Here is a 15,487-nt window from a genome sequence, read left to right on the forward strand (position 1 = left end):
ATAATAAATTACAATAAAATAAAGTGGGTGTTAAAATATGGGACTCACGTAGCGAAGCTGTAAAAAAAATATAAAAATTATCATGCAAAATTGTATTATCAAAGGTTTTTGACAGTATTAAACATCTATTATTTTATAAAATAAAACCTATATTTGCATCCTAAAAAAGACACTGTTACAGCAGTACTGTATATTTTTAATTATAAATTTAATAAATGAAGAAAAATATTTTTATTTTATTAATAAATCTAGTATTTATTTTTCTAAATTCTTGTACTAGTCAAAAAAAACTAGATTACCTGCAAAACATCGAAAATGTAGCATTAGAAACATCGATAAAAAATGCTAAATCTACCATCCAGCCTAATGATCAACTGGTTATTTTGGTAACGGCAAAAGATATGGACGTAGTGAGACCTTTTAACCAAAATTTTTCTTCTGGGCAGATCTTACAATATTCTACAGCTAGCAATAATATGCCTACTCAAAATCAGACCTCTACCTCTGGACCTACATATATGGTAGATTCTCAAGGAAATATAGAATTTCCCGTTATTGGAAAGGTCAATACAGAAAATAAAACCACGGAAGAATTAAGAGATATATTGAAAAAAGAAATCTCAAAATATGTGGTAAATCCACAAGTTTCTGTTAAAAACACCAATTATAAAATTACAGTCTTAGGAGAAGTAAATCGTCCTGGAACATATAATATTCCCGAAGCACAGACTACTTTGTTAGAAGTAATGGGTTTAGCTGGTGATTTAACAATTTACGGAAATAGAAATGATGTTTTGGTCATTAGAAATGTAGATGGCGTAATAACGAAGCAAAGATTAGATCTTACAAAGGCAGATTTTATAAATTCTCCATATTTCTATTTGAAACAAAATGATGTAATTATTGTATCTCCTAATGAAACAAAACAAAAAACGTCTAGATTAGACCCTAATACAGGTATTTACATTTCAGTAGCCTCAATCGTTGTAACAATTTTAGCCTTGATTTTTAAAAATTAGAAAATGAACAATAATAGTTTCCAAAAAGAAGAAATTCACATAAATGAACTCATCAGACCATTTATTAAACGATGGAAATGGTTTGCGTTGAGTGGAATTTTTACATTACTAATTGCTTATTTTTCTATAAAAATACAAAACCCAATTTATGAAGTAGTATCTACGGTATTGATTAGAGATTCTAAAAAATCAATGGGTGGTCAAGACTTTGAAATGCTTAGAGATTTGTCTGGACTTGGTAAAATGAGTTCTGATGGAGTAAATAATGAAATTGAAGTTTTAAAGTCTAAAAAACTCATTACAACTGTAATTAAAGATTTAGGTTTAGAGACAGATATTTATAAACCAGGATTATTTAAAGACGCTGAAGTATTTGGTAAAACTTCTCCTATTATTGTAAAAATAGTAAATGAAAAAAGTACTGAAAAGAAACCAGAACCATTATTTCTTTCATTAAAAGGAGAAAAAATTACCATAACCAATAAAGAAGGTTTTACTACAGTGACTACTTATAATAAGGTTGTATCATTGCCGAATGCTAATGTTATTTTTTTTAAAAACAAAATTTATGAACCTAGTAAAGAAAAGTTAGATGAACTTATCATTAATGTTTCTAATATTGAAAACAAAACCATAGACTATCAAAAGCTAATTAATGCCTCATTAGTAAATAAAGATGTTACCGTGATTAAATTATCAATGAATTATCCCAATATTGATAAAGCAAAGGATATAATTAATCACTTAGTTGAAGTCTACAATGCAGATGCTATTAATGATAAAAATGAAGAGTCCAAGAAAACAGCAGAATTTATTGAAGAAAGAATAGCAAACGTAGGTAAAGATTTAGGAAATGTAGAAAGTCAAAAAGAACTATTTAAAAGAAAAAATCAAATTACTGATTTAGCTGTTGAAGGAGAACTAGGTCTTAAAACCTCTGCAGAAGCTAGAGCCAAAGAACTAGAGCTGGCCTCACAATTAGAGTTAACTAATAGCTTAATCTCTTTTGTTTCCAGACAAGGAAACTATCAAGTAATTCCTAATAATATTGGATTAGATAATCCAGGAGCAGTAGCTAATATTACAGCTTATAATCAATTAATTCTAGAAAGAAATAGGTTACTAGAGAACGCAACACCTCAAAACCCATTAGTGATAGAACTTACGTCTCAAATTAATAATTTAAAACCAACTATTTTACAAAATCTTCAAAAAAACAAAAACGGATTGCAGCTGGCTGTAAGTACTTATGAACAAGAGCAGAATTTAGTGTCTGGTAAAATTGCAAAAATACCTGCGCAAGAAAAATTGTTTAGAAGCATAGAACGTGAGCAACAAATTAAAGAGTCGCTCTATTTATTGTTATTACAAAAAAGAGAAGAGACTCAGATATCCCTAGCGGTTACAGCTCCCAAAGCAAGAATTGTAGATAAAGCATTTAAAAATGCTCAGGTAGCACCTAAATCTTCAATTATTCTATTAGCAGGTTTGTTTTTAGGATTATTAATTCCTTACATTTTTATTTCATTGTTAGAAAGATTTAATAATAAAGTAAAATCAAAACATGACATTGAAAAAATTTCTAATGGGAAACCTATCATAGGCGAAATTCCTCGTCTAGAAAAAGGAGACCATGATCTAGTGAAGGTAAATGATAACTCTCCTTTAGCAGAGTCATTTAGAATTCTAATTACCAATATGAATTTTATGACAAAGAAAAAGAAAGGAAAGGTGGTAATGGTTACTTCAAGTGTAAAGGGAGAAGGAAAAACATTTATTTCTGTAAATCTTTCATTAACCATAGCGAGCCCTACCAAAAAGACTATTATTATTGGAGCAGATATTAGAAATCCTCAACTTCAGAGATATAATACAGAAAGAAAAGGTCTAAGCGGGCTTACAGAGTATTTACATAATGAAAGTATGGATATTGAAACGTTAATACATAAAAGTATTTTTAATCCTCATCTTGATGTAATGTATTCTGGAAGTATCCCCCCAAATCCTACTGATTTACTTTCTAATGGAAAATTTGAAGCCCTAATCAATATTCTATCTCAAAGTTATGACTACATAATTCTTGATACAGCTCCATTGATGTTGGTTACAGATTCATTCTTAATCTCAGAATGGGCAGATGTAACATTATATGTGGTAAGATCACAATACACAGAAAAACTTTTAGTAGAGTTTGCAAACAAGAATATAGAATCTCATAAAATTAAAAACACAGCTTTTGTCATAAATGATGTAAATAGTGATTATTTCGGGTATGGTAATAAATATGGCTATGGATACGGCGCTAAAGAAAAAACATTTTTTGAGAGAATAAAAGAAAAACTAAATAACTAATCATCTATGAAAAAAAATTTAATCATATTTGGAACTCGTCCAGAAGCAATAAAAATGGCTCCTTTAATTAAGGAGTTTCAAAAACGAGACCAATTTCAAACAAAAGTATGTGTCACCGCTCAGCATAGAGAAATGCTAGATCAAGTACTAGATTTTTTTGAAATTACTCCTGATTATGATTTAAATCTTATGAAGCCTAATCAAAATTTATATTCCCTAACTTCTGATATTATTACAGGACTTCAGCCCATACTTGAAGAATATAAGCCCGATTATGTCTATGTTCACGGAGATACTACTACTACTATGGCAGCAAGTATAGCTTCTTTCTATGCAGGTGCTAAAGTTTGTCATGTAGAGGCAGGATTAAGAACTAATAATAAAAAATCTCCTTTCCCAGAGGAAATGAATAGACAAATAGCAGGTCGCGTAGCTGATTATCATTTCGTGCCTACGGAAAACTCTGAACAAAACTTAAGGAAGGAAAATATTAAAGAGAATAGTATTGTAATTACAGGAAATACAGTTATTGATGCATTACTTTTTAGTTCCAAGAGAGTCCAAAATTTTGAAAATTCCGAAATTTTAGAGCTTAAAAAAATAATAGATACGGAGAAGAAAATTATTTTAATAACTGGTCATAGAAGAGAGAATCATGGTTTAGGCTTTATTAATATTTGTGAAGCACTAAAAGAGGTAGCCTTAAATAATAAGAATGTACAGATTATTTATCCCGTACATTTAAATCCTAATATTAAAGGTCCTGTTTATGAATTACTTTCTGGAATAGAAAATATAAAATTAGTTTCCCCATTATCATATCCCGCATTTGTTTGGTTAATGAAAAATGCATATTTAATTATTACAGATTCGGGAGGAATTCAAGAAGAAGCTCCTAGTTTAGGGAAACCAGTATTAGTAATGAGAGATACTACAGAACGCCCTGAAGCAGTAGATTCTGGAACAGTAATTCTTGTAGGTACAGATAAACAAAAAATTGTAAAAGAAACTAATATTTTATTAGAAAATACTGAGAAATATTCTTTGATGAGTGAATTACATAATCCTTATGGAGACGGAAAAGCAAGTGAAAGAATAGTAGATTTTATTGCAAATCTATAGTGGTTTATGCGAAGAATTATACGTGAAAAAATAGTAAAAACACTATCTTCAGATTTAAACAGAAAAATTTTTAGTCAGAGTTTTTGGATTGTTTTAGGGAATGTAATCTCTAAGTTTACATTGTTAATTGCTACTATCTTTATGGCTAAATATTTAGATAAAGAAGAGTATGGGCAATTTGGAATCATAAAATCTACAATTTTAATGTTTGCCATGTTTGCTGGTATGGAGCTAGGAATGACCGCAACTAAGTTTATTGCACAATATCGTTTTTCTCAAAAAAGAAAATTAGAGAGAATTGTAGGGATGTCTACTTTTTTTGCAGTAGTAATTAGCATTCTCATTTCCTTTCTAATTTATCTGTTTGCTATACCTATAGCGCATCAAATAAATGCTCCGAATTTAAATACAGAAATTAAAATAAGTGCTTTTATTTTATTCTTTTCTTCGGTGAATGGTATACAGAATGGAATTTTAGCAGGAATAGAAAAATTTAAAGAATTATCTATCAATAGTGCGATGAGCGGAATTATTTCTTCTGTTCTTTTGATATTAGCGGCAAGATTTTATACTTTAGATATTGTAATCATCGCATTTGGAACTAATTACGTTTTATTTTTTATTTTCAATTTTATCACTTTAAGAAAAAAATTCTATTCAGAATTTAAAATTGAATTTTGGAGCAAAGAGAATTTTAAAGAAATTAAAATACTATGGGATTTTAGCTTTCCAGCTTTTTTAGCGGGATTAATGGTTGCACCAGTGGTTTGGTATGCTAATTATGTTTTAGTAAATCAACCCAGTGGATATTTACAAATGGCTAATTTTGATATTGCTAGCCAATGGAGAAATACCATTTTATTCATTCCTGCCGCTTTATCGCAAATAGCACTTCCTCTTTTATCTTCAAGAGTAGAAGACAAGGCGCAATACAGAATGGTTTATAATAAAAATCTTAAAATAAATATTGTTCTAGCTTTTTTTTTAGTAATCGTTTTTGTGATACTTTCTCCATTAATTGTAGATTTTTATGGAGCAAAATATAATGATTTATTATGGCCAATAATAATTATGTTCATTACAACAGGATTAATTTCTATAAATAATGTAATTGGTCAGGCTATTGCAAGCCAAGGGAAAATGTGGTTAGGTTTTTATGCTAATCTCATGTGGGCAATTATACTTACTGTAAGTACTCATTTTTTAGTTGAAAAAGAAGCTCTAGGTGCTATAGGATTATCATTAGCTTATCTTATAAGCTATTTTTGTCATGCAATCATTCAGTTTTTGTATATTAGAAGATATTTAAATTAACATGTAATCTTAAGAGTAATGACGTTTCCTGGATTTTTTGCTATCTTTTTTGCAATAATGATAATTATTAAAAAAAAATATAATTTCATTATTGATCCTATGTTTTACATGTTAATGATTTTTATCCTTTTTTTTGGACAGACAAAAGAAATTGTGCTCTCCGAAAAATCTGAACTAATTTTAACATTATCTTTTTTTATTTTCTTTGGAACCACATATTTTATCCGAAATAGAGAATTAACATTTTTGGTAAATTATTTTCAAAGAAAAAGCACTGTGCTTAAATCCTTGGACATTAAACCATTAACCGGAAGTCAACAATTTTTCCTTTTTTTAATTGTACTTACTTATATAACTTTTGATTTGTCATTGAATATATGGTTGTATGGTTCTTTTGAAAAAGCGGTCACTAGATTTTATTTTAGGTTGCCCGAAATAGAAGATGCTCCTACTTATTTAAGTATTATTCAGTTTTCACTTTATTCAGTTTCTTCATTAATTTTATTTGTTTTAAGCTATAATAACTCGAAATTTAACACTTCTTCTTTTTATACCAATCTATCTTTTCTTGCTCTAGCACTTGTCGCTTTTCCAAGAGGAACCAGAGGAGCTATAATTGTGCTATTGATTATTATTATTTTAGCCAAAATTATTTCTAATTTTTCAAGTGGATTATCACCATTGAAAGGAATTTTATTTTCTCCTAAAGTTTTGTATCCTGGTTTAATTGTGTTATTAATGTTTTTAGCTCTTTCATCTATTCGAAATAAAGAGATTGATAATTTGGACATGTTACAGAAGACGATAACCGAAATGGATTTTTCACAATCTCAAAAAGATTATAGTTCTACAGAAGGAGACCTTTTACTCAAAGATTATGAACTATCAGTAAATAAATTTGGAAATACAGTTCCTTATTTGCCTCTAAATTATACTTTAAAAGCAGTATTACTTAATCCTATTCCCAGAAGTGTATGGAAAGAAAAGCCAGTAGGATTTGGCGTAGCTTTAACCGAAGTGAAATGGGGGGGGCAGAACTTTAATCCTCAGTATCTAGCTGATCTTAAATGGTCTAATGCAGCTGGTATAGCTGGAGAAGGATGGGCAAATAATGGTATATATGGAGTTATACTATACTCATTTCTTATGGGATTTTATGCCGGAATTTTATTAAGATTAGTAGATGCTTTTCTTTTATCTGATAATTACTTCACACTACTTATTAGTCTTCTTTCATTTTTGGCAACCTTACTCACTGTAAGAGGTGATATTTTATCAGGAATAACTCAAGGTCTTTACCCAATGATATTTTTTTTACTTATTATTTTTTTTATTGAACCATTTATAAGGTATAAGTGGAGTTTTAATTAAACTTTTTTATTTATGAGGAAAGTAATTATTATTCATAAAAATACAATTGAAAAAGAACCTCCAACTCAGATGGTCATCCAGCATCTAAGAGATTTAGGAGTAGAGGTTACCGTAATTACATTAGGACTTAACGAATTTTGGAAAGACCGTTTTAGAAAAATAAATGTTAACTATATTGAATTAAATTTAGGGAGTTTCGTAGATCTAGAAAAAAGATCTCTTTTTGTAAAACTAAAAACTTGGTACAAATATAGAAAAGCAGTTCTGGCTCATTTATGGAATAAAGAAAATACTAATGCTCTAATATGGTTTGTAGATGCAGATAGTCTAGCACCATTATTATTTTCTTCATTGCCTAATAAATTATCATATGTAATGCATATTTTAGAAATGTATGATCATTCTAAGTTTTACAGATATGTTATTAATAAATATGTGAAAAAAGCGAAAAGACTTATAGTGTGTGAGGAAATCCGAGCAGCAATTTTTAATGTTTGGTTTCAACCCAAAAAAATTCCATTAGTTTTACCTAATAAACCCTACAGTTTAGAAGAGAATTCTCTGGCTTTGAACTTTTTGAAAAACCACCAGCCAGAACTTTACCACCAAATAGTTAATCTCAAAAGAAAAGTAATCCTTTATCAAGGATTAGTTTCTCCAGAAAGAGACTTGTCTTTTATTTTAAAAGCAGTAAATAAATTAGGAGAAGAGTATGTACCAGTAATTATGGGACGAGATTATGGAATGATTGAAAAATATAAAAAACAATGTCCATCACTTATACATATTTCTTTTATTCCTTCTCCTCAGCATCTCTATATTACCTCTTTAGCAAATATTGGGATATTAATGTATGACCCTATATCACTTAATCAGATATTTTGCGCTCCCAATAAGATATTTGAGTATTCAGGGTATGGTATCCCCATGATAGGAAATAATATTCCTGGTCTCAAAATTCCTTTCGAAAAGTATAATTGTGGTAGAATTTTTGATAATGGTAATATTGATGAATTGTGTCAAAATATTTTAGAAATAAATGAAAACCATGAACAATTTTCTAAAAATGCAATCAGATTATATAATTCAGTAGATAATAAAGCATTCTTAAAAAGTGTTTTAGAAGAGCTAGACTATTCCTAAATTAATATATGAAACTAATAATCAATACTACAACTTTAAGTGGGACGGGAGTTACTCAAGTTGCATTTTCTTTTATTCAAGAATGCAAATCACATCTGCATAATACTTATCATATATTTCTTAGTCCTACTCTTTCTAAAGAGATTGATAAAACGAGCTTCCCCTCTAATTTTTATTTTTATGATTTTAAGGGGCATCCTCTTTATGGATTAAAAGGTTTTTTTATTAGAAAAAAACTTAAGAATTTAGAAAAAAAAATAAATCCAGATGTTGTTTTCACTGTTTTTGGTCCAGCTTGTTGGACCCCGAGATCTCCTCACATTACTGGATTTGCGAATTCATATTATGTATATCCAGAATCTCCATTCTATAAAGTCATTCCTTGGAAGGAGAAAATGAGAATACAACTGATGAAATGGGCACATAGATTTTTTTTAAAAAGAAACGGACAATATTTTATCTGTGAGACCCAAGATATGTCGCAGCGCTTAGTGAAATTTTTGAAAATAAATAGAAATAATGTTTTTACAGTAAGTAATACATTTAATCATTTTTTTGAAAATCCTAATACCGAAAATTTACCAGTTCTATTGCCAAAAAGAGGAGAAGGAGAATTTAGAATAGTATCCTTAGCATCACTTGATATTCACAAGAATCTTACTGTGATTAATGATGTGGTTCCTATTCTAGAAAAAAAATTACCAGGGAATAAAGTGAAATTTGTTTTAACGGTGGATGAAAACAAGTTTCAAACCCAATTTAATACTTTGGCTAAATCAAAAATAGTTAATTTAGGAAGAATTCCAGTTAAATTTTGTCCACAATTATATGTAGAATCAGATGTCTTATTTCTACCTTCTTTAATAGAGTCTTTTTCAGCAAATTATCCTGAAGCAATGAAAATGAAAATGCCTATTCTTACCTCTAATTATTCTTTTGCTACTTCTATTTGTGGAGATGCAGCATCTTATTTTGATCCTACTAATCCTAATGATATTGCAGATAAAATCATTGAATTAATAGCGAATAAAGAAAAATATGACCAATTATTGGAAAAGGGAACTATTCAACTTAAAAATTTTGGAACTGCTAAAACAAGAGCATCAAAGTATTTAGAAATTTTTTCAATAATTAAAAATAAATATTAAAATATGTTGGTTACGGCTTCAATAGTATTGTACAATAATGATGTTAAAGTTTTATCTGATGCAATAAAAAGTTTTTTAAATTCTAATTTCCCATATAAAAAACATTTATATCTTATTGATAACTCTCCAAATGAGACTCTAAAGCAACTCGTTTCAATATCTCCTGAAAATATAACATATATTTTTAACCCAACAAATCCAGGATTTGGGGCGGCACACAATATCGCTATAAAAAGCGTGGAAAAACTAGGAGCTCAATATCATTTAGTTCTGAATCCAGATGTGTATTTCGGTCCAGAGGTAATGTCTTCTATTATTAAGTATATGGATGAAAATCCTTCAATTGGTAATATAATGCCCAAAGTACTATATCCAGATGGAAGCTTACAATATCTTGCAAAACTTCTACCAACTCCTTATGACTGGATTGGAAGAAGATTTAATCCATTTAAAAAACTAGTAGAAAAACGCAATCAAGTATTTGAACTTCGTTTTACAAATTATAATAAAATTATGGACGTTCCTTATCTATCCGGATGTTTCATGTTTTTAAGAATAGAGGCTTTGAAAAAAGTAGGAAGATTTGATGAGAATATTTTCATGTATGGAGAAGAAACAGATCTTTGTCGTAGATTAATTGATGGAGGATATAGAACAGTTTTTTATCCTGATGTTCAAATTTATCATCATTTCGCAAAAGGATCTCATAAATCATGGAGGCTTACAAAAATTGGTATTCAGTCAGCAATGTATTATTTCAGTAAATGGGGATGGATTTTTGATAAAAAACGTAATGTAATTAACAAAGAAACTTTAGATAAACTCTTAGACTAATGAAGATAATTTTATTTGGTGGATCTGGCTTTATTGGGAAAAATGTAATGAAGAAGTTTCCAAAGAATAGTATTGTGCCTATTAGTTTGCGCGAAGATGAATGGAAAAATAACTTACCATCTGATACCGAAGTGTTTATTAATCTTATTGGTAAAGCTCATGATCATAAGGGTGTAGCACGTTATGAAGATTATTATGAAGCAAATGTAGAATTAACAAAACAGATTTTTAATGAATTTTTTAAATCAAAAGCTACGTTGTTAATTCATATAAGTTCTATTGCTGCATTAGAAGAGTTTGCATCACTCCATCCTCTAAATGAAGAAGATATTAATAATCCGATTTCTCATTATGGGAAAACAAAAAGAGAAGCCGAGTTATGGCTATTAAGGCAAAAACTACCCCCAGAAAAAAAAATAATCATTCTTAGACCTCCATTGGTTCATGGAGAAGGAGATAAAGGAAATCTAGAACTTCTCTATAAATTTATTTCTAAAGGTATTCCTTATCCCTTAAGTGCCTTTCAAAATAGTCGTTCATTTCTTTCAATCGATAATTTCATTTTTTTTCTAAAAGAAATTATTAATAATCAAGATAAATTAGATTCTGGAATTTATCACATAGCAGATGATGAAGTCCTTTCTACAAAAGAAATATTAGAAATAATAAAAAGAGTAGAAAATAAAAAAATCATAGATCTATATATTCCACCTATCGTCATAAAAGTATTGGCTAAAATTGGAGATTTTTCCCCATTTCCTTTAAATACAAAACGATTAAAAAAAATGACGAGTAATTTAGAGGTAAGCAATCAAAAAATTAAATCTGTTTTAGACATAAAAAAACTACCCATTTCAGCAGAAAAAGGGATAGAAATAACCATTAAAAGTTTTAAATAATTATGGAATATCTAATTATTATCATAATACTTTTTGCACTAGAATTATTCTATTTTAAAATAGCAGCTAGGCATAATATTATTGATAAACCAAATCATAGAAGTTCTCACACAAAAGTAACACTTCGAGGAGGTGGAATCATTTTCCCCATTGCTTTTTTACTATATTTTGCCGTGAGCATCTTATACAGAAAAGATACGTTTATACCAAAAGAATATTGGGCTTTTGGTTTAGGCCTGCTTATTTTATCAATGATAAGTTTTCTAGATGATATTCTTGACTTGTCTACTAAACTTAGACTTTTTTTTCATTTCATTTCCGTTTCACTACTCATTTATTTTTTAGGAATATTATTTTTATTGCCTATTTGGTTATTACCAATAGTTTTTATATTTATTATTGGAGTACTAAATGCCTATAATTTTATGGACGGAATTAATGGAATCACAGGACTTTACAGCTTTGTAATTCTATCTACATTATATTACATTAATCAGTATAAAATTATTTTTACAGATGTTAATTTTATTATTTATCCAGTTTTGGCGAGTTTAGTTTTTCTATTTTTTAATTTTAGAAAAAAAGCAAAATGTTTTGCAGGAGATGTAGGAAGTATGAGCATTGCTTTTTGGGTATTAGCACTTTTAGGACTACTTGTAATGAAAACCCAGGAGCTTACTTATTTACTCTTCATAGGAGTATATGGGATAGAAGTGATTTTTACAATTATTCAAAGAATTAAACTAAAAGAAAATATTTTTGAAGCGCATCGCCATCATTTGTATCAGCTATTGGTCAATAAAATGAAATGGTCACATCTTTTAGTTTCTACAATGTATGGAGTGATTCAATTGCTGATTAATTTTTCTATCATTTATTGGCAACTAAGTTTTATGGAAGGAATTTTATACCTAATATTTCCTACTCTAATAATGTATGTTTTGGCTAAGTTTTACATCTTTAAAACTACCGAGACATATTAATTTTAAAAAATATATAAGATAAAAAATAGTATTTAAAAAAAAATACAAGGATAAAATTAATAAATAATTAAAAAAATATCTTTTGTTCTAGCTGTTTTTGCGAAAAAATTCTTTATTTTTGCGTATAAACAAATTATTAAACGTGCTAATTAAATTAAACACAAATGAAAAATGAAATTTGGCTTTCATCTCCACACATGGGTGGTAGTGAAATAAATTTCATTCATGAGGCTTTTGAACAAAATTGGATTGCCCCGCTTGGTCCAAATGTTGGAGGATTCGAAAAAGATCTTAGAAATTACTTAAATCAAGATGTAGAAGTAGCTGCGCTTAGTTCAGGTACAGCAGCACTTCATCTCGCATTAATTATTTTAGGAATTAAGCAAGGTGACGAAGTACTGTGTCAATCACTTACCTTTTCTGCTTCTGCCAATCCTATCGTATATGTAGGTGCTACGCCTGTGTTTATTGATAGTGAACCCTATACATGGAATATGTGTCCCGATAGCCTGGAAATGGCAATTAAGGATAGATTAGCTAAAGGCAAGTCCCCAAAGGCTATTATTGTAGTTCACCTTTATGGAATGCCTGCAAAAATGAATGAAATATTAGAAGTGGCTCAAAAGTACAACATTCCTGTCATAGAAGATGCTGCGGAAGCACTTGGGTCTGCCTATCAAGGCAGAAAGTGTGGGACTTTTGGACTCATGTCTATTTTAAGTTTTAATGGGAACAAAATTATTACCACTTCTGGTGGAGGAGCTCTTGTTTGCAATACATTAGAACAGAAAAATAAGGCGGTTTATCTCTCTACTCAAGCCAGAGAAAATGCTCCTCATTATCAGCATTCTGAAATTGGTTATAATTACAGAATGAGCAACGTCTCAGCTGGGATTGGAAGAGGACAAATGGAAGTTTTGGATAAAAGAGTGGAGGCGAGAAGAAACAATCACTTTTTTTATGTAAAACTTTTCCAAGAAATAGAAGGAGTTACTGTTTTTAGTGAACCCAATGAAGATTTTTATTCTAATCATTGGCTCTCTGCAGTAACAGTAGATGAAACCATTACAGGATGGTCTAATCATGATCTTAGGTTACAGTTTAGAAACGAAAAAATAGAATCTAGACCGCTATGGAAACCTATGCATCTACAGCCTGTTTTTGAAAATTGCATCTATTATGGAAACTCGGTTGCCGAAGATTTGTTCAATAAAGGATTATGCTTACCTTCTGGTTCTAATCTTACAGAGGAACAAAAAAATAGAATAAAAGAAGTTGTTTTGAAAATGAAGTAAAAAAAACAACATAAATTAAATAATTGAAGAGGTTACAAAAAAATTGGGAAGGATTACCCACTATTAATCCCCAAAAGCACAGATTTTTCTGTGCTTTTTTATTTGTAGAATAATTATTTAAAACTTAAAAAATCACTCATTCTAGTGATAAAAACATATTTTCGTTAAATTATTTTAAATAGTCTATACCATTAAATTCGCAAATCCTTTGAGTCAATTTAAAATAATATATTATTCCTCAAACATAATGTTCTCATAAGCACAATTTTTTTAAGAATGAAGGGGCATATAAATAAAATAGGATTTATTAAATAACCTGTATAGTTATTTTAGGACGACACAGGGCGACACATGGTGTATAGATACTCCATAGATAAAGCATAGATAGTGCATGAAAAGTGCATGAAATAGATAGGCATATTTTACCTCAAAAAAACTCTTACCTAAAGTTCCTTTTTAATTTCATAAATTTGCAACCTTAATTAATTCAATACTTACCATCCATCAATTATCATACATGAGAACAAAATCTGTAGGCAAAAAGAAAATTAACATCGTAACCCTAGGCTGTTCAAAAAACATCTACGACTCAGAAGTCTTAATGGGACAACTCAAAGCAAACGGCAAAGAAGTAGTCCACGAACAACGTGGAGACATCGTAGTGATTAACACCTGCGGTTTTATCGATAATGCCAAAGAAGAATCCATCAATACTATTTTAGATTTTGTAGAAGCTAAAAATAGAGGAGAAGTAGAGAAAGTCTTCGTTACAGGTTGTCTTTCAGAGAGATATAAGCCAGATTTAATCAGAGAAATTCCAGATGTAGACCAATATTTTGGGACTAGAGATTTACCAATTTTGCTAAAACATCTTGGTGCTGACTATAAACATGAATTAGTAGGAGAACGTTTAACCACTACTCCAAAACATTATGCCTACCTTAAAATCGCTGAAGGTTGTGATAGGCCTTGCGCATTTTGTGCCATTCCTTTGATGAGAGGAGGTAATGTTTCTACTCCAATTGAAAACCTAGTCATAGAAGCACAAAAACTTGCAAAATCTGGCGTTAAAGAACTCATTTTAATTGCTCAAGATTTAACGTATTACGGTTTAGATTTATACAAGAAAAGAGCATTAGGAGATTTATTAAAGGAATTGGTAAAAGTAGAAGGAATAGAATGGATTCGTTTGCATTATGCATTTCCTTCAGGTTTTCCAGAAGATGTATTAGAATTGATTAAATCAGAGCCTAAAATTTGTAATTATATCGATATTCCGCTTCAGCACATCAATACAGAAATTTTAAAGGCTATGAAGCGTGGAACCACTTATGAAAAGACCAATGCTTTATTGGATAAATTCCGCGAGAAAGTTCCAGATATGGCAATTAGAACAACACTAATCGTTGGCTTCCCGGGAGAAACGGAAGAAAAGTTCCAGGAATTAAAAGATTGGGTTCGTACACAACGTTTTGATAGGTTGGGTTGTTTTACCTATTCTCACGAAGAAAATACAAGCGCTTATGTGTTAGAAGATGATGTTCCAGAAGAGGTAAAACAGGCAAGAGTAGAAGAAATCATGGAATTGCAGTCTCAAATTTCTTGGGAAAAGAACCAAGAGAGAATTGGGAAAACTTACAGATGTATTTTTGATAGAAAAGAAGGAAATTATTTCGTGGGAAGAACAGAATATGATTCGCCAGATGTAGATAACACGGTTTTAGTGGAAGCAAAAGATACTTATATTTCCATTGGTGAATTTGTAAATATTAAAATTACTTCCGCAGAAGAGTTTGATTTGTACGGTGAAATTGCAGAATAATATTTATTATTTCTTTGCGAAAAACCATAAAATTTACATTAAGTTAAGTTTAAATTAATGTATTTAAAAATAAAAAATCATCAATTAATTGGTGATTTTTTTGATTTTATTCAATTGTTTTCGTTGATAATAGTTTTGAATTGATAAAAAACAATGCGTTAAATAGTTAATAATGTTAACAATTT

12 protein-coding genes are annotated in these 15,487 nt (G+C 29.6%); all 12 read left to right on the forward strand.

Annotation, left to right across the window (positions count from 1 at the left end):
• The first annotated feature begins 215 nt into the window (after nucleotides 1–215).
• The 12 genes from KKQ79_RS00525 (at nucleotide 216) to rimO (ending at nucleotide 15,302) form a co-directional block, all read left to right on the forward strand.
• Nucleotides 216–1,019, forward strand: a complete 804-nt coding sequence (locus tag KKQ79_RS00525; protein ID WP_213188508.1) for a polysaccharide biosynthesis/export family protein — start codon at nucleotides 216–218, stop codon at nucleotides 1,017–1,019.
• A 3-nt stretch (nucleotides 1,020–1,022) separates the two neighbouring features.
• The gene (locus tag KKQ79_RS00530; RefSeq protein WP_213188509.1) at nucleotides 1,023–3,371 is read left to right on the forward strand and encodes a GumC family protein; all 2,349 of its coding nucleotides are present in this window, start codon (nucleotides 1,023–1,025) and stop codon (nucleotides 3,369–3,371) included.
• Between the two features lie 6 nt (nucleotides 3,372–3,377).
• Nucleotides 3,378–4,493 (forward strand): non-hydrolyzing UDP-N-acetylglucosamine 2-epimerase, encoded by a 1,116-nt coding sequence (gene wecB / locus KKQ79_RS00535; protein WP_104794458.1) that lies wholly within the window; start codon nucleotides 3,378–3,380, stop codon nucleotides 4,491–4,493.
• A gap of 6 nt (nucleotides 4,494–4,499) precedes the next feature.
• Nucleotides 4,500–5,807, forward strand: a complete 1,308-nt coding sequence (locus KKQ79_RS00540; protein ID WP_250131157.1) for an oligosaccharide flippase family protein — start codon at nucleotides 4,500–4,502, stop codon at nucleotides 5,805–5,807.
• A gap of 18 nt (nucleotides 5,808–5,825) precedes the next feature.
• Nucleotides 5,826–7,178, forward strand: a complete 1,353-nt coding sequence (locus tag KKQ79_RS00545; protein WP_213188511.1) for a hypothetical protein — start codon at nucleotides 5,826–5,828, stop codon at nucleotides 7,176–7,178.
• A gap of 12 nt (nucleotides 7,179–7,190) precedes the next feature.
• Nucleotides 7,191–8,321 carry a glycosyltransferase family protein gene (locus KKQ79_RS00550; protein WP_213188512.1) on the forward strand — a complete coding sequence of 377 codons (1,131 nt, stop codon included), beginning with the start codon at nucleotides 7,191–7,193 and terminating at the stop codon, nucleotides 8,319–8,321.
• Between the two features lie 8 nt (nucleotides 8,322–8,329).
• A complete protein-coding gene (locus KKQ79_RS00555; protein WP_213188513.1) occupies nucleotides 8,330–9,469 on the forward strand; it encodes a glycosyltransferase in 1,140 nt (379 codons plus the stop codon).
• A 3-nt stretch (nucleotides 9,470–9,472) separates the two neighbouring features.
• The gene (locus KKQ79_RS00560; protein WP_213188514.1) at nucleotides 9,473–10,303 is read left to right on the forward strand and encodes a glycosyltransferase family 2 protein; all 831 of its coding nucleotides are present in this window, start codon (nucleotides 9,473–9,475) and stop codon (nucleotides 10,301–10,303) included.
• Nucleotides 10,303–11,202 (forward strand): NAD-dependent epimerase/dehydratase family protein, encoded by a 900-nt coding sequence (locus KKQ79_RS00565; protein WP_213188515.1) that lies wholly within the window; start codon nucleotides 10,303–10,305, stop codon nucleotides 11,200–11,202. The genes KKQ79_RS00560 and KKQ79_RS00565 overlap by 1 nt, the downstream gene beginning before the upstream one ends.
• Nucleotides 11,203–11,204: 2 nt before the next feature.
• Nucleotides 11,205–12,185: an MraY family glycosyltransferase gene (locus KKQ79_RS00570; protein ID WP_213188516.1), complete on the forward strand. Its 981-nt coding sequence runs from the start codon at nucleotides 11,205–11,207 to the stop codon at nucleotides 12,183–12,185.
• A 164-nt stretch (nucleotides 12,186–12,349) separates the two neighbouring features.
• Nucleotides 12,350–13,480 (forward strand): DegT/DnrJ/EryC1/StrS family aminotransferase, encoded by a 1,131-nt coding sequence (locus tag KKQ79_RS00575; RefSeq protein ID WP_213188517.1) that lies wholly within the window; start codon nucleotides 12,350–12,352, stop codon nucleotides 13,478–13,480.
• Nucleotides 13,481–13,997: 517 nt separating this feature from the next.
• Entirely contained in the window at nucleotides 13,998–15,302 is a 1,305-nt protein-coding gene (rimO, locus tag KKQ79_RS00580; protein WP_104792268.1) for a 30S ribosomal protein S12 methylthiotransferase RimO, read from the forward strand.
• Nucleotides 15,303–15,487 lie beyond the last annotated feature (185 nt).

Origin of the sequence: Cloacibacterium caeni, from assembly GCF_907163125.1 — a bacterium.
Lineage (GTDB): Bacteria > Bacteroidota > Bacteroidia > Flavobacteriales > Weeksellaceae > Cloacibacterium > Cloacibacterium caeni_B.

Bases quoted from the DNA above. Each gene is read 5' to 3' on its own strand.
- KKQ79_RS00525 (WP_213188508.1), top strand. From the start codon at position 216: ATGAAGAAAAATATTTTTATTTTATTAATAAATCTAGTATTTATTTTT.
- KKQ79_RS00530 (WP_213188509.1), top strand. From the start codon at position 1,023: ATGAACAATAATAGTTTCCAAAAAGAAGAAATTCACATAAATGAACTC.
- wecB (WP_104794458.1), top strand. From the start codon at position 3,378: ATGAAAAAAAATTTAATCATATTTGGAACTCGTCCAGAAGCAATAAAA.
- KKQ79_RS00540 (WP_250131157.1), top strand. From the start codon at position 4,500: ATGCGAAGAATTATACGTGAAAAAATAGTAAAAACACTATCTTCAGAT.
- KKQ79_RS00545 (WP_213188511.1), top strand. From the start codon at position 5,826: ATGACGTTTCCTGGATTTTTTGCTATCTTTTTTGCAATAATGATAATT.
- KKQ79_RS00550 (WP_213188512.1), top strand. From the start codon at position 7,191: ATGAGGAAAGTAATTATTATTCATAAAAATACAATTGAAAAAGAACCT.
- KKQ79_RS00555 (WP_213188513.1), top strand. From the start codon at position 8,330: ATGAAACTAATAATCAATACTACAACTTTAAGTGGGACGGGAGTTACT.
- KKQ79_RS00560 (WP_213188514.1), top strand. From the start codon at position 9,473: ATGTTGGTTACGGCTTCAATAGTATTGTACAATAATGATGTTAAAGTT.
- KKQ79_RS00565 (WP_213188515.1), top strand. From the start codon at position 10,303: ATGAAGATAATTTTATTTGGTGGATCTGGCTTTATTGGGAAAAATGTA.
- KKQ79_RS00570 (WP_213188516.1), top strand. From the start codon at position 11,205: ATGGAATATCTAATTATTATCATAATACTTTTTGCACTAGAATTATTC.
- KKQ79_RS00575 (WP_213188517.1), top strand. From the start codon at position 12,350: ATGAAAAATGAAATTTGGCTTTCATCTCCACACATGGGTGGTAGTGAA.
- rimO (WP_104792268.1), top strand. From the start codon at position 13,998: ATGAGAACAAAATCTGTAGGCAAAAAGAAAATTAACATCGTAACCCTA.